This window comes from Bacillus sp. FSL K6-6540 (genome assembly GCF_038007545.1).
Genome location: NZ_JBBOXH010000004.1, coordinates 1 through 18,905, shown reverse-complemented (window position 1 = coordinate 18,905; position 18,905 = coordinate 1). Strand labels below are relative to the sequence as shown.

At 41.2% G+C, this 18,905-nt stretch carries 21 protein-coding genes; 2 read left to right on the top strand and 19 right to left on the bottom strand.

Annotation, left to right across the window (positions count from 1 at the left end; genetic code table 11):
• Position 1: 1 nt before the first annotated feature.
• The 19 genes from MHH82_RS41225 to MHH82_RS41135 all read right to left on the bottom strand — a co-directional run bounded on the left by MHH82_RS41225 (position 2) and on the right by MHH82_RS41135 (position 18,049).
• On the bottom strand, positions 2–682 hold the full coding sequence (locus MHH82_RS41225; protein ID WP_340970840.1) for a hypothetical protein: 681 nt from the start codon (positions 680–682) through the stop codon (positions 2–4).
• A 16-nt stretch (positions 683–698) separates the two neighbouring features.
• Positions 699–1,646 (bottom strand): SAF domain-containing protein, encoded by a 948-nt coding sequence (locus tag MHH82_RS41220; protein WP_340970838.1) that lies wholly within the window; start codon positions 1,644–1,646, stop codon positions 699–701.
• Between the two features lie 90 nt (positions 1,647–1,736).
• A complete protein-coding gene (locus MHH82_RS41215; RefSeq protein WP_340970835.1) occupies positions 1,737–2,741 on the bottom strand; it encodes a GGDEF domain-containing protein in 1,005 nt (334 codons plus the stop codon).
• Positions 2,741–3,997, bottom strand: coding sequence for a hypothetical protein (locus MHH82_RS41210; protein WP_340970832.1), 1,257 nt, complete (start codon positions 3,995–3,997; stop codon positions 2,741–2,743). The genes MHH82_RS41215 and MHH82_RS41210 overlap by 1 nt, the downstream gene beginning before the upstream one ends.
• A 270-nt stretch (positions 3,998–4,267) precedes the next feature.
• Complete coding sequence (locus MHH82_RS41205) at positions 4,268–4,750, bottom strand: hypothetical protein (RefSeq protein WP_340970829.1); 483 nt, start codon at positions 4,748–4,750, stop codon at positions 4,268–4,270.
• 153 nt (positions 4,751–4,903) lie between these two features.
• The gene (locus MHH82_RS41200; protein WP_340970826.1) at positions 4,904–5,977 is read right to left on the bottom strand and encodes a DUF3991 domain-containing protein; all 1,074 of its coding nucleotides are present in this window, start codon (positions 5,975–5,977) and stop codon (positions 4,904–4,906) included.
• Between the two features lie 16 nt (positions 5,978–5,993).
• Positions 5,994–8,162 (bottom strand): VirD4-like conjugal transfer protein, CD1115 family, encoded by a 2,169-nt coding sequence (locus tag MHH82_RS41195; protein WP_340970823.1) that lies wholly within the window; start codon positions 8,160–8,162, stop codon positions 5,994–5,996.
• Between the two features lie 71 nt (positions 8,163–8,233).
• Entirely contained in the window at positions 8,234–10,159 is a 1,926-nt protein-coding gene (gene mobP3 / locus MHH82_RS41190; RefSeq protein ID WP_340970821.1) for a MobP3 family relaxase, read from the bottom strand.
• A 4-nt stretch (positions 10,160–10,163) separates the two neighbouring features.
• The gene (locus MHH82_RS41185) at positions 10,164–10,529 is read right to left on the bottom strand and encodes a ribbon-helix-helix domain-containing protein (RefSeq protein ID WP_340970818.1); all 366 of its coding nucleotides are present in this window, start codon (positions 10,527–10,529) and stop codon (positions 10,164–10,166) included.
• A gap of 604 nt (positions 10,530–11,133) precedes the next feature.
• Positions 11,134–11,979 carry an ArdC family protein gene (locus MHH82_RS41180; protein ID WP_340970815.1) on the bottom strand — a complete coding sequence of 282 codons (846 nt, stop codon included), beginning with the start codon at positions 11,977–11,979 and terminating at the stop codon, positions 11,134–11,136.
• Positions 11,980–12,145: 166 nt separating this feature from the next.
• Positions 12,146–12,469, bottom strand: a complete 324-nt coding sequence (locus MHH82_RS41175; RefSeq protein WP_340970814.1) for a hypothetical protein — start codon at positions 12,467–12,469, stop codon at positions 12,146–12,148.
• A gap of 85 nt (positions 12,470–12,554) precedes the next feature.
• Complete coding sequence (locus MHH82_RS41170) at positions 12,555–12,842, bottom strand: hypothetical protein (RefSeq protein ID WP_340970811.1); 288 nt, start codon at positions 12,840–12,842, stop codon at positions 12,555–12,557.
• A gap of 415 nt (positions 12,843–13,257) precedes the next feature.
• Positions 13,258–13,449: a hypothetical protein gene (locus MHH82_RS41165; RefSeq protein ID WP_340970808.1), complete on the bottom strand. Its 192-nt coding sequence runs from the start codon at positions 13,447–13,449 to the stop codon at positions 13,258–13,260.
• Between the two features lie 33 nt (positions 13,450–13,482).
• Positions 13,483–14,001 carry a DUF5983 family protein gene (locus MHH82_RS41160; protein ID WP_340970805.1) on the bottom strand — a complete coding sequence of 173 codons (519 nt, stop codon included), beginning with the start codon at positions 13,999–14,001 and terminating at the stop codon, positions 13,483–13,485.
• 26 nt (positions 14,002–14,027) lie between these two features.
• Positions 14,028–14,900: a hypothetical protein gene (locus tag MHH82_RS41155; protein ID WP_340970804.1), complete on the bottom strand. Its 873-nt coding sequence runs from the start codon at positions 14,898–14,900 to the stop codon at positions 14,028–14,030.
• A gap of 509 nt (positions 14,901–15,409) precedes the next feature.
• Positions 15,410–15,691 carry a hypothetical protein gene (locus MHH82_RS41150; RefSeq protein ID WP_340970802.1) on the bottom strand — a complete coding sequence of 94 codons (282 nt, stop codon included), beginning with the start codon at positions 15,689–15,691 and terminating at the stop codon, positions 15,410–15,412.
• A gap of 98 nt (positions 15,692–15,789) precedes the next feature.
• Positions 15,790–16,230 (bottom strand): hypothetical protein, encoded by a 441-nt coding sequence (locus MHH82_RS41145; RefSeq protein WP_340970800.1) that lies wholly within the window; start codon positions 16,228–16,230, stop codon positions 15,790–15,792.
• Between the two features lie 69 nt (positions 16,231–16,299).
• Complete coding sequence (locus MHH82_RS41140) at positions 16,300–16,539, bottom strand: hypothetical protein (protein WP_340970799.1); 240 nt, start codon at positions 16,537–16,539, stop codon at positions 16,300–16,302.
• A 97-nt stretch (positions 16,540–16,636) separates the two neighbouring features.
• Positions 16,637–18,049 (bottom strand): DNA cytosine methyltransferase, encoded by a 1,413-nt coding sequence (locus MHH82_RS41135; protein WP_340970794.1) that lies wholly within the window; start codon positions 18,047–18,049, stop codon positions 16,637–16,639.
• Between the two features lie 180 nt (positions 18,050–18,229).
• On the opposite strand from MHH82_RS41135, the gene MHH82_RS41130 reads away from it, so the two are divergent.
• On the top strand, positions 18,230–18,424 hold the full coding sequence (locus tag MHH82_RS41130; RefSeq protein ID WP_340970791.1) for a hypothetical protein: 195 nt from the start codon (positions 18,230–18,232) through the stop codon (positions 18,422–18,424).
• Between the two features lie 59 nt (positions 18,425–18,483).
• Positions 18,484–18,864 carry a type II toxin-antitoxin system PemK/MazF family toxin gene (locus tag MHH82_RS41735; protein ID WP_445662001.1) on the top strand — a complete coding sequence of 127 codons (381 nt, stop codon included), beginning with the start codon at positions 18,484–18,486 and terminating at the stop codon, positions 18,862–18,864.
• The last annotated feature ends 41 nt before the right edge of the window (positions 18,865–18,905 follow it).

The window sequence follows — 18,905 nt, the reverse complement described above, 5'->3', positions numbered from 1 at the left end:
CTTATTTCCCCCTAACGACATGCTTCCATTGCGATTTAATTTGTTTCATCGTGCTGTTTTGTATTTGCATAGCAAGGTTCATGATCAAGTTCTTATACCCACTGGACAATTTTTTAAGATGGAAGACATTACTGAATTGGTTATTAATCTTCTCTGAAAAATCCCGTTCTTCGGGATAAAAATATAGCGTTTCGTTCCAAGTAATCGGAAGTTCATCAACACATTGGTTGAAGTAATCTTCCTTTATGTTAGCTTGTGATTCTTTCAGAATCTTAGTGATGGGCAGCAGGCGGTCCATTTTGTTATCTCGCATCAAGGAACGAAGCAATTTGAAATTGTTTTGCATTACAGGGTTTTCAAAGGAAGAGAAAATATAATATTTCTCCTGCTTCGGCCATTTCTCAAGGGAAACCGGATCATCGATATCAATTAATGCATAGTCATATTCAGATTCCTTAAGGTCACTTTGTACTTTCTCGACATCCACGATGCTTTCCCACACATCAAAAGAATCATACGTGTAGATATCCGAAGTTAATTCAACTTTCGGATAAGCAAATTGATATCGATTTTGGCGCGAAACCTCTACGATAATGACCTTTTTCTCATAACTCAACAACTTTGCCAGAGCAAACAAGAAATCCGTCTTATCGTAATCACCTAAAAACATAATTTGTTCCATTTCTTCTCCCACTCCCCTAATTAGTGCTTCCGCTGATATCTGTATTTAATAAGGGATTCTCCTGAGTGTAATCAGAATTGTCGTCCTCATTTTCTAGATAAACACCTGTTGTTGTATTACTCAGTCTGTTGTTGTTGTAAGATTGAAGTTCTTCAGGAGTTACTGTCTTCAAATCCTGTTCCAGCTTCTGGCGATAATGACGTTCCAGCTCATACGTTGCAACCTTCACGATATTGGGATCGGATGCCATGAGATCCAAGACCTTTTCGTTTGGTGGATATGTAACCTTAGCTTTTTCCTGTACGGGCGCATCCTTATAATCCAAAGCATATATTGTTCCACTATTAATGTAGGCATCAACAATAGCGCTGCTCATCGTCAGAATTTCTTCCTCACTCATGTCAAACCAAACGGTAGCATTCTGAAGATCATTAGCTTTTTTCTTGGACAAGACAATGTAATCTTGACCAGTCGGGAACTTAATACGAACGTCAACGTAAGCATCCTTTTTCAGTTTGGAAGGAAGTTCAATAAGCTTAAATTCTTGAACACGAATATCGTCAGTAATTACTTCATCCTCATAAAGCAAGGATTCAACGATTGGAGCGTTTTTGGAGAGATCCACTTTCACATATCTTCCGACGATAGATTCTTTGTCTTGCACCAATAAACCAGGTGTAAACGAGTTAGGTACAAGTTGCTGCTCCACATCAGTTGGCAAAATTCTTTCCCCAGCACGCAGATCCCGAGTCAGGATCCAACCAGGTGAGGAATTACCTTCATACTTTGCCAGCTTAGCTTCCACTTGCCCAAGTTGTTTCTCATACTTACCACGTTCATTGATCAGCTTGGCATTATAGAAGCGATAACTTGCAAAAGAGACTGATCCCGTTACGATTAAAACAATAAGTCCCACGTACAAACTATTCATAAAGATTTTTCTGCTTTTACGAGTCTTAAACAAACGAATAACCGCCTTCCATTGTTTATTCATTAAACTAAATAAACATTAATTTTTTGACGCATTGTATAGCATTGTATTTAGCTTCACCAATTACCCATCCAAATTAGCTTCTAAAGAGGCATAAACGACACGATTTCTCCCACTTTTTTTGGCTTTATACATTGCATCATCAGCCAAATTTATGAAGTCCTCAGTACTCATCCCCTCCTTGGCCTTGGCCACTCCAATGCTTACGGTAACACCTGCATTTTTCTCGACATCCTGGCGAATATTCTCAGCAACGAGATAGCCATCTTGTTCGACCACGAGGGCCACCATCTCTTCACCACCCATCCGCCCTGCTACGCCGATCCCCTTAACATGGTCTAATAAAATAGCACTTGTTTTTTTCAGGACGCTATCACCTTGCGCATGGCCTAGTGTATCGTTGACTTGCTTGAAATGGTCTATATCGATAAATAGAAGGTAAACATTTTTTCTAATCTTCAAAAATTCCTCAATATAATCGACAATAGTTGATCGCAAATACAGCCCTGTCATTCGATCGGTGATTGAGTTATGGTAAATCGCATGCAGATATACGATGATCCGAAAAACAAGAGCATAGATAATGATAATTCCTTCAAATCCACGAAGGATCAAATTAGGGTGCATGAGATCAATTAAAATCAATACTATTAATGCAACGGTGGGAATAACTGCTACGTTTTTCCATGATCTATTGTGCTGTTGATATGTATAAAACAACATCGATGCCGTAAATACCATAAATAGAATCCCGCTACTCGCTCTTCCAGCGGTTAAACCAATCAGAGAAATTAACAAACAAGCAGCGGGCAATCCAAACCTCATCCAAGGTTTCCATGGCATTCCCCATAAATGATATGCTGCACCTAAAAGCACAATCAAACTCGCCCATTCAAAATGTACCCCTGCTTGCTTCTGTATTAGTCCAATCAAGATAGAAACAACTGAAAATCCAAAAGCAAAATACGTAATTTCTTTAATGTGCTTGAAAATTTCTGAAGAATACCTTGTACCGATTTCATGAGCAATTACAAAAAATAGAGCGGATACACCTAAACTTAACATCATTATCCCCCTTCCACTGGCGATGGAAATTGAAGCCCCACCCAAATTGCAGCTGCTGATATCAACAACGCCATAAGTAAAATTAACCACAGCTTACCATGAAAATTCCTCCTCCTCTTTAACGAAAACAAGCTTGAAGCCCATTTAATAACTTGCGGGCCTGGGGAAAAAGGGTTATTCGAAAGTGGAATCTCCGACATTTGAAGATTTTCAAATTCCTCAAGCAAATCCTTATAAAAATGGATTTGTCCTTGCTGCAACAAGACCTGAGTTCTCTGTAAGGTGGAAGGACTAAGTTGCTCTATGATGCTTTGAATATGATCTATTTTCCATCTTGACCCACTTGTGATAAGCAAAGGAATATCTGTACGTGACCAATCTGAGTAATGACTTTGGTAATATTGTTCCAAGGAGCCATACCAAAAGATGATATGTGAGTAGTGACTTGTCATTAGATCAGAATATTCCCACTCGGTTGAATTACGCATATAGTGGACTCCCTCATGCTCAAAAACCTCAATATCGTCATCGTCACCACCCTTCTCATTTGCAAATGCCAACTGTTCCACCATTTCGATCTCTTCTCGTCCAGGAGCGATAAGTAGCGGCGAATAACCTAAAACTGCTAAAGAATTCGCAATTAGGAGTACACTATTGCTAATATCCGCATCCTTTTCTATGGACATAATTCCTATAAGTTGCGGGCCGTCTTCCGGTTGGTTATTGCGAACAAGCTCGATACTCTCTGGGATTTTAGGCGAAATAGATGGCAACTGGAAATCAATATTGATGTTGTCGAAATTTGGCTTAACCTCGACAACCTCAGTTTTGACCACCGTATTCTCCACGATCTTTTCAACTTCAACCGGTACCTCTTTAATGACTTCACGATCAATGTATTTAGGAACTTCCTTAATAACCTGCTTCTCTATGTATTTAGGCACTTCTCGGATGATTTCTTTCGGCTCATGAACCACTTCTTGCTTTGGAATGTTTATCTCAACGGCGAGCGGCTTTTCCTTTACCGTAGCCTCTTCTCGTCTCATAGGAGTAGCGGTCGCAACTTCGCGAGTAACAGCAACCTCTTCTTGCGTTATCTCGACATGAGAAGAGGAGGGAGTTATGTGCGCCCCTCCACCATTGACCTTATCAATTAGTTCTTCAAAGTTACCCGAAAAAATAACGTAGGGGATATCATATTCATTCAGTAATCGTTCGGCTCGATCGCGCCAATGAATACGATCTTCAATGATGGCCATATGTACTTCTTCAGTAAGCATACATTCCTGTAACTCGCCAAAATACGATATATTATTTAGGACTTCGTGACTATCAAAAGATCGTTTGATCTTCCGATATACAGAGTCTGTTTTCACAATTAAACATAGTCTCATAGTCCCTATATCCCCTCCGAGACCTATTATATCATTGAATTTAGTAAAATTAATAGTACCAATTGGAATTTATATCAAAAAAATCGACTAATAATGCCAAAAATAAAAAGCCTTATCGAAATATCGACAAGACTTTTAACTCCTATTTATAGGTTCGCATGGTATATAGTATCCTTTTTTAATCCTCCTGATTTTCTTTTCGTGGACTAAACTTTGGATGGCATTCGTAACTCGATACTCCACGATGGTTCTATCACCCAATCCATCGATTTTAGCTGCTGCTTCCATTACTTCTCTTCTAGTTACTGGATGTCGCTTGGCTAAATAAAGTTCAACAAATAGATCGTGCACTTTTTTATTAGTTAGAATATTTTTATCCCTTCGCACAGTTCTCCTGCGCCTTTTCAATTGGTAGCCTAAATTCTCTACTTCACTTCTCAGAAAGTATCCCTTTACAATACTATGGAGTTGTCCGTTGGATGAGTATTGAAACACGCGGGGAACTGACACTTCTAACTCTTCTGCTGCTTGCTTACTATTCATTAGATACATCCTCAAGATTTCGATCCATTCTTCAGGCGTTAGCTCGTCTAATTCTGGAATACGTTTCATTGCCATCCCCTTACTCCATAGTTCGCTATATATAAATAAACTTAACACATAATAATTTTCATTATAAGTTAACGAATTAAGAAAAAATAGATAATGTGGCCTACTGGGAACAATTAAAAGAAAAAAGACTCCATAAGGAGTCTTTGACATACATATGTCTTACCGTTGTCTTACACGCACTGGTTGCAAGGTTTTTTCCTTTTGACGTTCAAGCCTCTTCCTTTTAGCGTATTCCTTGATTTGTTGTTCAACCCTTTCTTCTGGACTCAGTTCAGGCTTTTTTTCCTCTTGCAGCTTGCGAATCGCACGTAATTCATCGTTCCAATCATTAAGCTTAGGAAATATACTGGTGACATTATATCCTTGTTTCTCATATCTATTTCGGATAATTTCAGATCCTTCGCGACCTTTAATTTCATCAGGTTTTTCTTTACTGTCGTTATTAAGGGCCGTTATGATGTTTTTACATTCCGGATGGTCAATCAAAAATTGCTTTAGAGCTGTATCATGCACCCCCCCTAAAGATAAAAACCCTAACTGATCAATCGGTTTGTTATGATACTTCATAAGCGAAACAAGAGAAAGGGCTTCAATAGGGGATTCCACGACCACTACAATTTTAGGTGTTGGATTTCCGGTATAATATCCATATCTTGCATCACTACCTGGATGATCAAATATCGTTTTTTTGTCAGAGATGGTTGTTCGCTTCTGCGCCCAAACAGGTTCACCGTTAGGTTTCCGTCCGACAAAGACAACATTATGATAAATAGAGTCTTCGTAAATATTACCCTTTTTAATTTCATCCAAAACCAATTGTGCATCGATTCTTCGGGTTTTAGTTAAGTAAGCAATAGCTCGACGAAACGACTCGTTGCGGTCCGGAAGTACAAATGGTACCTCATTTTTCTGATACCGTGTATTTGGATCAACGCGGCGCAGCTGTATCCCCTGCGCTTGATTCAAAAGCTCTACGGCTTCAGTAAATGTCTTCCCCTCATACTTTGTCAGAAAGTCCAGCGTGTTTCCGCCTTTTCCTGTGGATCTTTGGTTCCACATATTACCTACGAACAGAAGCCCTCCATGATCTTTAAGTCGATACTGTCCGCCGTCCTTTTCAATTAAGTAGGGGGCGACTCTACCTTCACGCAAGGCGAGTTCATTTTGATACTCTAAGTAGGAAAGTAAGTCCGTTCGTCTAGCCGCTTGAATTTGTTCCTTCGTATAGGCCATCGCACATCATTCCTCCTTAAATTTCATCTAATACATTTTTAATCTTCTTGGTTTTTTCTTCCGCCGGCTCCTGTTGTTCAGTTTCATCATCACCTGTTACTTCGGTTTCGATAACACTGAACATTTCACCCAAGATTTCACCCGTCTCAGGATCTACCTCTGGCCGATCAATTTCATCCGCCTCAATGGTAACGGCTGTTTCCTGTATCGTTTCATTCGATTCTTGTTCCATAGACATCGATTCGATTTGCTCTAAAATGCTAATGGTATCATCAGACAATTCAACATCCGGCAAATCATTCTCTGTAATTTTTGGAGATGAAGAAGCTTCTCCACCGATCAGCTTATAAAAATCTTCTTCGGTAAAATACTCCATGCCTCTATGTTTCGGCGGTATAACTTCATTACAATTCCGTTTCTTATCTCTGTAATTCTTTGCGAGCGGGTGTTCGGTAAAAGGAGTTTTATAGACCTCAAACGGATAAGATGCATTTTGAACAATGATGTTCTTGATCCGGGAATTTTTCCTAATCTCATCTGCCGTTCTTAACTTCCGAGCTTGATGCTGCGTAGAAATATTTACTTTGTCCCCGACTAAGAGCGAGTTTGTCTCAGACTGGGATCTGGTTTGAACTTCAATAGTTGTTTCACCTAGATCCTTTTCCATCTCCTGAGCAGTTTGACTATCATTCGTCCCCAGGAAAACAATGGTGTCACAGTTTTGCATAATAATAGGTGCATCCTTCTCATACGTCTTCTCTAACTGTGACTTTGCTTGAAGAACAAGTTGGACAGAGACGCCTTTAGATCGCATGACGGAAGTACGTTCAGCAAGCATAGGAACCCTTCCGATATTCGCCCATTCATTACCCAGTATCCGAACCCCTACTGGACATGTCCCTCCATTCTCATTCGCAACATCCCATAGTTGCTGTAGCAATTGAGTAAAGAAAAGTGAGGTAAGGGCTGAAAAAGTCGTATCCCCATCAGGAATAATAAGAAATAACGCCGTTTTCCTCTTTCCGATATTATCCAGTTTAAAATCTGACTGACTTGTAAGTTCTGCGATCTGACGATTAGCAAACAGAGTTAACTGAGTACCAAATCCAATCAAGATACCTGCTCTAGTTTCTGATTGTGCCATTTTGAATATTTTATATTTCATCACAGCAGGATGATTATAAGGTAAAGCATTAAATAACATGTCAAGTCTTTCTTCTTCGTTAAACGTAAGACCAATATGTAAGACATTAGGCAAGTGTTGCATGTTTTCTGGTAATTCAAATTTTACAAAAAGCATGATTGCTACCATCAATGCTTTTTCTGCTCTTGGCCAAAACGGATCTCCATTCGTATGCCCCTCACTGGTGACAATAAGGTTCGCCAATTTTTCTGCTGAGATATCATCTTTCACATAATCCAAGGCATTCCAGCGATGACTAGCTTTCATATTGACCAAGTTAAAACTATAAACCTCATACCCCTTCTCTTCAAGAGAGGCAGCAGTTGTATTGTAACTCTCACCTTTAGGATCAACGACAACCAAGCTGTATTCTTTTGGAATCCGACGATCTAGTGCTTTCTGTTTTCTTTTTCCCTCGGGTTCAAAGGGAACCATCGTGTGAAAGATTTGAGTCGTTATATAAGTATAGTCCTTCCCTACCCCTGAACCACCAAATACAATAACATTTTGGTTAAGTTCTGAATCCGGAGGGATAGTTACATATCTTTTATCTTTTGCAGATACGTATCCTAATACGACCCCAGCAGAATTGATTTCATTATGCGGGCTACCGGTAACATCTCCTTTACGCAAAATCTCCTTTAGTGTTGCCCAACGTGCAGTACCATGGCTCCCATAAGTGGAGGCATCCTGATATTTCTTCCTCATCCACAAAGAGCGAAACGTGAATAAAAAAATGAGAATTGAGATAGGTAATGACATAAATACTCTGCCGCATAATATGACATCAAATTGATTTGTTGGAATCAGCACGTTTGAATAGAGATCAAGTGGATTGAAATAATGCGCCGTCCAATATTTAAAAGCATCCAATAATTGTCCATCAGTCCAGTCAGCTTGATTGATGATCATAAAAAGAGCTATGAGCCCTCCGGCAACATATAAATGAACCAAGAAAATGCCAGCAATAACAAGACACCATTTGACAATATTTCTTCGCATAGGTACATCCTTTCATAATATTTCTGTAGCAGCCGTGTGATTCCAATCGAACCACACCATTTGAATAACGACTATCTCCCACGTTCGCGTTCTTTCTCTTCCCGCTCCGCTTCTCGTTTGATCCGCTCCATAGCCCGTCGAACAGCTCTATCCTTTTCAGCCTCCGATCGCTTAACCGCTGATTCAAGCTGCCGCAATGCAGTTTTGAATAAATTGTCAGCCATGCTAACTGTATGTCCCTTAACGGCAAACTCCCTTTCTTTATTTGTGCGCCAAGGGTACAGCAAGTCCACACCTAAAGCTCTGCTCATTTCATTAAAATCCTTCCTACTTAGAGCCACCTCTCTTCCCCAGTCCCGCGCGTTCATCACTACTTTTTCCGCACGCTTGAAGCTCTTCTCTATTTTCTCCTCCGAGATCTTCCGTCCACTTCGTCCATTCCATTCCTTAATCATCCTCATCGCTTCATCTGAACTTGCACCACAAGAAAGCAATGTCTTCGAATAATTTTCAACGATCCTCGCTTGGACATCTGGAATTTGCACCCACTGTTTGGCAGAAGTCATATTGATGGGTTCCGATTTTATTGATCGGAGCATCTCAATTTTTTCAGGATCATATTTCGCATCAAGAAGGATGCGTTCAGCTTCTTTTTCCCCCAGGGACGATTTTAAAAGAAACAATACGGAGTCGTTCAACTCTCGGTTCGCAGGATTTCTAGAAAATATAGAATTAATCTCTGTTGTCCTCAAAGCCGGCAAATCAAAATGACGAGCCATCTCTAGGTATACATCTTTGCTTAATCCTGCACGGTGAATATCTTTCAAAATTTGTTTGGCTACATCTTGATCTGTGATATCCGGCACAGACCCAGTAGAGTAACTCAGGCGACCCAACACGATTTTTGCACGTTCAGGATGCATGGCAAACTGATTGTCCTTCTCGATCTCAGCGGCTGCTCTTAGGACAGATTGGGCTATCCGATTAATCATTTCAGCCCGAGCATTCTCGACCGCCTTTTTTAACTGTTCTTCTCTATTCGAATAAGGCCTTGCCAAAATTTCGGCGGATTCTTCATAGACTTTACGATTAGGTGCGAATTGAGGCTGTTCATACATCCACTGAGCAATCTTTGTAGCTTCCGCTTTGACGGGATCACTCATGAACTTCATCATAAGGCGGCCGTGTCCGGGCAACATTTTTGACAGTCGCCGCAACATTTCGATCAGCTCTCGTTGTTGTTCCAAGTCCATCTTCGCTGTTAGCTCACTATCACGCACATGACCGGTCAATGCAAACAATTGATTTACTTCGTACTGACTTTGGCGAAACTCCCTTGCGACACGTACTGCATCCTGCAGTGTACTGACCCCCCTTTGTTTCATTAGATCACGCATCGCAGTTTTCTCCTTGCTGTAACGATCACGATCTGCTGCGTAAATATGCTGAACAAACCTCTTACGCATAGCATTCTTAACTTGAAGCGAAACTTTCCCTTTTCTCTTTTTTGGCTTTTTCTCCCACATCACAATATGAGCATGAGGATGGCCAACCTCAGCATGAAAGGCAGCTACCCAATTTAGATTACTTTCCTGCAATCCCATCTCATTCGCTGCTAATGGGAGCTGCTGCTTAATTAGTGCTTCCCAGGCTTCTCGATTTTCAAAATCCAACCTTTTAGCATCCTCACCATGTAGACTGACAATGATCCGCCAAACGATGCCATTATGTTCCTGCAAAGAGCGCTGAATCTCAGCCATGTTAATTTCTTCGTTCCCCGGCCCAAATAGTCCATGACTCCGTGGACGCTCATGTGCGTATTTCACATGATGTTCGGGAGTTTCCGGAGTTAATTCTAACGGGCTTTCGATCTCTCCTCTATCGACACCAGGGCGCGTACCTATATATCGGATATGTGCGCTATTCTTTTTTTGATTAATAGGATCGGGCTGGTAAAATTTGATATTAAAATAGAATGGTGCTTGATAAGGACGCATTGAATCATTCCTTTGAAGTTAGATACGCCGCAGCCTTTGATTCAGCCTGTTTATACAAGTTGACACTATCCCGCCCGATTTCAGCCAAGTGAAGTACATTCAGATACATCGATGTAGCTGAAGCTTTTGTATCCTTGGCGATCATTTTAGCCATACGATTGAATTGAGGGTTTATTGAATCCTCGATGACTCGACGTAGCAAACGCATTGTTGTCTCAATCCCCTCTACTGCTGCACCGTTAGAAAGCTTTAATTCAATAGCATCTCGAATAAACTCACTCCGGTTCATATTCAAAACACTAGCTTCTGCATCCAGCTTCTTGAGTAGATCTTCATCAATGTATAGCTGTATTTTCCTAAGCTGCCCCATAGTTCTTTAGATCCCTCCATATGGTAATATACTCCTATTATACTATACACTTAAAAACTTGATAATAGTAGATTTATAGAACTGTAATACATACTAAAAGGAGTATTACTTTAGACACAGGAGTACATATGTACTCCTGTGTCTATTCCTTTATTTACGCGGCTTTGCCGCGTATATGTGTTATCGACAATGGACGCATGTCCATTGTTCCTTATCCTGCCTTACATGAGTAAGGAGGTTCGCAAGGAGTTGCTCTGCCCCTCCTTGCTCATGGCCTACGGCCATGACCTCCTATCTCATGACGGTGGGGGCCCCCGCAGCTGCGCTACAAAGGCCCCCAAAAAAAGACAAGTCCAGGCCGATCATTTGAATCGGCCTGGACTCCACACATAGGCAGACAATCCACCAGATAGCAATCAAAGTAACGCTGTAAACGGGGCTGGGAAAGAGTTTCATTAGCATTTAGAAGACGTAATACATATGTAAGACATATTGTAAGACAACAGAATTAATCAGCAATTCGTCTTACTTCATGTAAGACATATGTAAGACATGATGGAATTGATAAAAAGATAGACGTTTAAGCGTCTATCTTCCGGCTCGGTCAGCTGGCATATTTTACCTCCAGGATTTCCTTTCCTACCATATAATCAACTGCTTTTTGTGCCTCCCGCGCAGCCGTCAACACCATTCGGGTATCCTTTCTGAAAACTTTTAACCAGCTATCGATATAAGCCGCGCTATTTTCAATGGTTGCCTGTTCAATTCCAGCCAGTCCGCAAAGCATCGCGGCACCGATCTCAGCAACCAATTCTTCTTTACTATATTTTTCATCTCCGAACGCCTTCCCCTTTTCCCGATTGAGCCGGTTCACGCTCCCGGTAGAATGGATGAGTTCATGATACAAAGTGCAGTAATATTCTTCCAAAACTTTGTAATCACCCATTGGGGGGACAGATACGAGATCCATAGATGGACTGTAAGAGGCTTTGCCGCTTACGTATCTAATCTCGGGACGATCGGCATAACCTTCAATTAGCTTTTCTGCTTCCTCGATCGGGTTTAACTCCGCAACGCTTTCATCCAAGACTCGTTTTGATTGTAATCCTGTGCATTGCGTATTAATTTCAAAAACCTTATACACCGTATAATATCTGTAGGTTTCTTTCTCTCCGTCTTCGTTTTCTTTCTCTCCGGTAGTGAAGAATACAACTGGTGTAGATTTCTCTCCCTTCTTCACCTTACCGCCAGCATTTGTGATTTGAAGAAATGTCGCATATTCTCCACCTGGATGAGTAAGCAATTTATTAATTCCTCTATATGGTTTCCCTGTAAACCAGTTGATTGCCTCTTGTCCTGGTTTCCAAGGTTGTTTCCATGGGATTACACCCTTTTCCAAATGTGAAATGATTTGATTGGTAACTACTTCATAGACGTTCATTTTTGCCATAGTTCTCAACCTTTCTGTGGTGGTGTTCTTACATATATATTATAACACATGTATATAGTACATGTCACTATTAATTCGAGATTCCCCTTTCGCTTTTTTCCCAGCCCCGCAAGGTCTTGTTTCAAATAAAAAAGACAAAGGTGAAATGTCACCTTTGTCTTTACCTTTATAGCCGGCTATTTTTTATTAGTAAATTCTTGGTATTCCAACCGTTCAGCTCCAAGATCATAATCTCCTCCAACTTCTCTTTGGTTGGATGGGTCAAACCGTATACCGGACTGTTTAGTTTAATTAACGGGCGCATTCCCACAATCTGGACTCGTTTAGAATTCTTGATTGTCTCCCCCTCTTCGAAGTGCCATGCAACCCAGCCTCTAGGCAATTGTCCACCTATTCGTTCTAAAAGCGTCTCAAACTCCTCATCCGTAAAAGATGGCCAAAATCTCCCGATAACCCCTTCCACACGTTTCCCTAAATAGTGCTTTGCCAACTCCATAACCCCCACTAATATAATTTCGTTACTCTTAGGTTCTCTGATCGCCGCAAACATTGAGTGCTGCGGCGATCATTTTCACCTAATATTCCTCGGGCAGTAAAAACGTTGTGCTGCTTCGATCAGCTTCCGTAATGATCCAGAATCGATCACCTTTTGCCGTAACGTAGGCTGATAATAAGCGCCCACCGTTTTCTAATGCTTCATCATTGCTTTTACTATCTTCTTCTGAAACATCTCCCCAATCTCCATTGTGGTGGCGCGTAAGTGCTCGAATCCTTTCCTCTTCGCTCACTAGATCAAAAACACCGGGAGTGGCAAACACGGCTCCCAAAGAAAATTTGCCGATAAACTTATGTAATGTCACCATTGTTCCCTCCCTTTTCTGACTTTGACTTCCTGGACTTCTTCAACTTGTTTCATCCTGGACTCCTCTTTCTGTGGTGGTTTTATCGGATGGGGCGGTCACATATGAGGTAAGTAACCGCCCGGATTTGTTATCTCAATCTCAACGTTCCATAGACATTCAACTTTTTGAATTGCATCATTCTTTGAATTTTTGACTGCGCGATAACTACTTGAGTTCTAGTCATATTCATGTACATGTAAAATCTCTCCCTTAAAGTTTTTTGTGGTGGTTTTTCTTACATCTTTATTATAACACATGTATTACATACATGCCATATGATATGTGAATTCACGCCCTCCGCTTTTTTCCCAGCCCCGCAAGGTTTTGAATACAATAAAAAAGCGCGGAGCATGATCCGCGCTTTGCCATTCATTTTCTATTTAATCGGCATCATATAGACGATAAGCGTCTTACCTAACTCTCTCACTTTATACTTATTTCCTTCGTGTTCGATAACCCCCCCTACTTTGTATTCCCGATCTTCTAGCTTGATTTGATATTCAAAAGGGGCAACAATTCCGGCTTTTCCATTATGACCTCCTTCCGTTCGCACCTTGTACTTATTCAAATTTTGTATTTTTACTTCCTCCCGCAGCTATATTTATTGCCACTCATACCAAGGTAGATTTTGGTTAATTGTACCGTTTGAATCGAGCATGATCCAGGCGCAGCCTAACAAAGAAGCATACTCTATCACCTGCATCAGATCCTCGGGCAACTTTTTATCTTCCGGATCTACGAAAATCATAAAGCCATGCTCCCCTTTTTCGTATACAACCAGTTCAATATCAAACAACTCCTGCGCTTGTGTACGCAAATATTCCACAGTTTCCTTCGAGACGTGACCTAGAGAAAGATTAAGTACCTTATTAATCGCAACGTTTTCTTGGCTAAAATACTTTTCGTACAAGCGCTGACCATTGAGATTAAAATACAGGCTCCCCTCCGGATCGATACATGTGGAGCTAGAAAAGGAGCGCCCTTTCTGATCGATCCCCTGAACTTTTTTGTTATTCCACTCGCAAACAATAATGTCACCGCAACGCAGTACCATAGTATGTACCTCCTCCTTTTTTTTACTTTGCTGGCGCAAATATGATAAATTTTTTTTCGTAGCCATATATAACCTCCTGAACGGGAAAAGGTTTAAACCCTCTCCCGCTGGATTGGATTATCGATGGTGATCCACACTCCATCTTTTTCATAACCAACAAGTTGGGACGGTTGGAGTGAGTGAAGCAACAGTTCTCCCTCTTTCTCATATTGAATGCATGGAATGTGATTGAACCCATTCCATACAGTCATTCCTTCCAAATTCTCAAATTGTGATGCAAAGCCCTGAGCATCGACATTCACCGGGATCTGGAAGCGCACACGCACACCTTTATGTGTTTCTAGCCAAGCATAGTCCGGCGTGATTAAATGCGGGCGATGATTCTTGTCTAGGAGATTTTCCAGCATTCGATCGAGAGCGATACAGATGATCTCAACCCCTGTAAAATAGGTCGAGTCAGCACCTTTTTCATCGATTAGATCATGATCTTTGACAAATCCTCTAGAAAACACCCGCAGATACCTCGGATAGTCTTGGATGCAAAAATAGCGATCGCCACGCGATGTTTTTACTTTCGCATACGGGCCGCCCAGCAATTGCACCCGATCCATAGCTTGTTCGATTTGCCGTTTAGCCTTCAGAAGATATGGATATTCTTGAATCACTGAATCCCGTACATCTTGTCCGCCAAACAGTTTCAATCTTGCGATTTCCTCATGAAATGAACGTTTGGCACTTTCTTCGTCCTTATGCTTTCCAATCCATCCTACCGGATACTCCTTGCCATCAGGTTGACGCAAACGATAGTTACCTTTGCCTTCTCCGGTTGCCTTTGGATCAGAATATGCCTTCCATTCCGGCATAGACAAAAATTCGCCAAGCGTTAACTCCCACGGCTCCCGAGATAAGTCGGAAAAATCACCTATAAAAGCTTCACCGTTGAAGATGTCAAATTCGATTTGCAACACTACCAGACTCCTTTCATGCAACAAATCACCTTTCTTATGTTTATATTATAACACATGTATATAATACATGCTATATTAATTTAGAAATAATTACACTATTTTACCCTCTCTTTATCCCAGCCCCGTTCTTTCTTGTGCTGTTTGCGCAGTTTCTGACTACAGGGTGGTTTGCCAATAATCGCTCTGGTTGCATTTCGTCTTTTGCTTCGGAACGCAAAGGAGGATAAGAAGGTCAATGGAATCCAACGGGACTTAGGCGGCCTGTAAGGGCGTCTTAGTCCCGTGGAGTCGCTTGACATTCCCGACTGGCGAGCTGGGGGATTAAAAAAGGTTTTGAATAAAAATCAGTGAAATGCGCTTGCACTACAAATTCCGTCTTACATCAAAGAACACCACAATCAAGAAGCAAAGAAAAAAATAGATTCATAGGGTATAGAATCTTTGAAAAAGGGAACAATAATACTAGAGTCAAGAAAGAAGAAAATAAAAAAAATGATTGGCAGCGATCACCAATCATTAAGTATCTGAGCTGAGTAATTCTCTTCACCATCAACGTCTATAGGTCCAATATGATCAACATATTCCCAATTACATCCTGGATACCGCTCATAAAATTCCCAATCATCACGAACAACAGACGTTTTGATCACTTTTAATTCAACCCGGAAAACACGATAGGGACTCATCGCACTAAACAAAAAACTTTCATCTGTCTCCTGAAGCAGACAGATAGAAGAATAATTCCAATTCAATTTCAATAGGTCAATCACATACTCAATATCATCCATAGTAAAAAACAGCTCCCCCTAAAGCAGCAAAAGCCACTAATCTAAACGTCTTACATAACTACTTACATAATGTCTTACAAACTAGATACCACTTTGGATTAGTGAAATAATGCTGTTTCTTCACCACGCATCCAAGCCTCGTCACACAGAACAAAGGTTCGGTAACGCTCATCGTAAGTAAAAAAATATTCGACACCATTAGCCAGCCGAACTGCGAAATTTCCGCCAGAATTTATAAAGCTCGTAAACTCGCTATAACCGGCATATTCCAAGTAATCACGAAAGCCTTGAAAACTTTTAGTGAATGCCGGGGATCGGAAAATAACTTGATCTCCAGCCATTGCTTTCAGCACATCAATCTTCTCAACGGCTACTACCTTTTCCCCGATATTCCCGACACCGACTGCCTTAACAACAAAATGAGTTTTGGTTTCTTCGAGGATCTCGCAATAAAGCTTGTCATAATCCGTCACTCGAACACCATATTTAAAAGGAACATACACCCTTGGTATCATCTGAAGTGAATCATTTTGAGACATAAAGAAATCCTCCTACGTATACCTCCGCACAATGTTTGTCGTCCATTGTGCGGAGTCTTCACTAAAAATTTAAGATGCAATCATCATATCCCGAAGCGTCCTAGCTGCAACCGCAGCTTTGTAAATCTTCATATCGCTGGGATCTGCGCAACCGTATTGCACTTTGGAGATCACCTGATTCAGTATTCTTGCCTGATCTCTCAACTCATCAGCCTGGGCGTAGTCGCCTTCATCAATGAGATCACAGGCTTTAGATTCAAGCCGGTTCACCCAGCGTTCTGCCTGCTCCATTTCAGTAAATTGGCTCATCTGCTTTCTCCCTTCCTTTAATCTACCTTATTATAACACATGTATATGCTACATGCAATATTAAAACGACCAGACAATGGTCTAGCCGCTCCGTTTATTAAAAAATGAATGCCCCTTGCCCTTCTTCCTCCTCGATAGGATAAAGCTCATTCGATGATTCGCAAGGCGACGAATGATCACGTTTACTCAGACGGATATATTCATTTTCCATCAATGAAATAGCCACTTCAGCACCAAAGGAACTCACAACATCACCATCGATGCTTTGCCCGAGCAACTTCACACGATCACTCTCGCCCATATATTCAGGGAAACTGTAGAAGTCCGGAATATTGAGAAGTTTCATGATCTCATCGGAACGAAACATTCTCCAAAGATCGCCTTCCGGGTGCTTCAAATAACTCGATGTCACTTGAACTTTTCCGTAAGAGAAGGGAAACGCTGAAACCTTAATGCTATCGAGAGTAACTAGGGTATGATTTTTCTCGGCCTTAAAGTTATTACTTCCCGATTTGTTCAGCAAACCTTCCATGGTCGTCCCTTTAATGGGCTTCCAATCTCCATTGATCCAGTCTTTCCCTAAGAGCATACTTAACTTTTTCCGCCGATGTAGCGGGATTTTAGGTAAGGTTGGCCAATGAAAGTTTGTACGATCTCGGAAGAAAACCGCATAACCCCTTACTCTCGATGCCACAGATCCAACATCATAAGCATCAATCACTTTCTCGAAGCCATACGGGAAAAAGGTTTTTAACAGACGTTTTAAATGAGAGTATGAGTCACTTTTGAAATATTGGGGAACTTGCTCGATCATAACAGCTCTGGCTCCACTTGCTAAAACGAGACGCGCATAGTGCGGCCCATGCCCTTCTGTTATTCCCCCGTTTTGATTACCTAAAGCGGAGAAATTAACGCATTGTGGACTTAACCAACAAACATCAGCTGCCGGCACATAATCAGGATGTTTATGTTTGATATCCCCTAAGTAAACACACCCATCATCGAAATTATGCCGATAGGCATCAATCGCCGTAGGCCAGATATCAACGCCTCCAACCGCCTCGTACAACCCGGTGCTTACGAGAGCAGCAGTCGCCATACCTCCACCAGCCGGAGCTGAATACAACCGCAATTTCCTTAATTCTGATCCTTGCAAGAGCGGCTGATTGACGAGAAATAAATCAAATGAGTAGATTGGACGAATGACAATCATCCCGTCACTCACAAGCAAATCAAGACGACAGCGCTCACGGAATATAAGTGTCACATTCCGGTTACATGCTTCAAACAACGGACGTTCCGATTTCCAACTCGGACGCTTGCGTTTACTAATAATTTTTGCTTTATTGTTACTCCGCTTTATAATGATCATCTTTTCCTGATAGATTTCCTGCACCCCGTCCCCTACTGTAAAGCCCGCGGCTTCTAGCACGGTTGGCTCGATCCAAATCCTAGTGTTCCCCCGATGGGAGCCGGTCATTATATTACGGATCAATTTCACTGTACTCATAAAAAACCTCACTTTCTGCTGGGCTGGGAAAAAGTAACGAGTAAACCTTAGTTACAGTAATATTATAACACTTGTATAATATACATGTAAATAAATTGATTGGGCTGAATCCCTTGATTTTATTGATGTTTTTGCATTTCTGCATTATAATAATAGAGTAGAAAAAAGGAGATGAATCAAATGTCTAAGGTCATTCCTTTTCCGAAACAAAACTCTGCTTTTGAAGTAGCCCAACAAAATCTGGAGAATAGATTGGGCGTTTCTCTTTTTGACTATCTTGGGTTTATAGGAGATCCAGAAGAAACAGAAAAAGCAGTTGCAAAATCCATGCAGCGTGAGACATTGAAATTACATACCCAGCTCATTTACAAATAGATCAATGTGCGCGAACTGCACCTGAAAGGGTATGGTTTGTTTTTTGAGGGGATGAGTCAATGACAAAGTTTCAACGCGGCGACGTTTTTTTAGTGGACGTGCCTAAGATGGACAAGTTTCCAAAAGGATCACCTAGACCATCGTATGTACTCCAAGGTAAGCATCATTTCGTAATGCTTCACGGGAGCGATGAATTTTCCGTTCCACCACGATCCGTGCTGGCAATGCCGATCACATCGTTAGAAAACGCATTGGCCAAAGGACAACGGATAGCCCCATCTTACGTAGAGCTTGATAAACAGAGGCACCCATTTTTAGATCATGACTCTTACATAAGCACTCATCAAACCATGCCATTAAGTAGGCTTTGGCTACATACACCAACGGGAAAAATACATCCGGATAAGATGTTTGAAGTTGTACCTCTGTCAATAGAGTAGACACAAAGAATCGAGAAAATTATGCGGCAGATCGGTACATA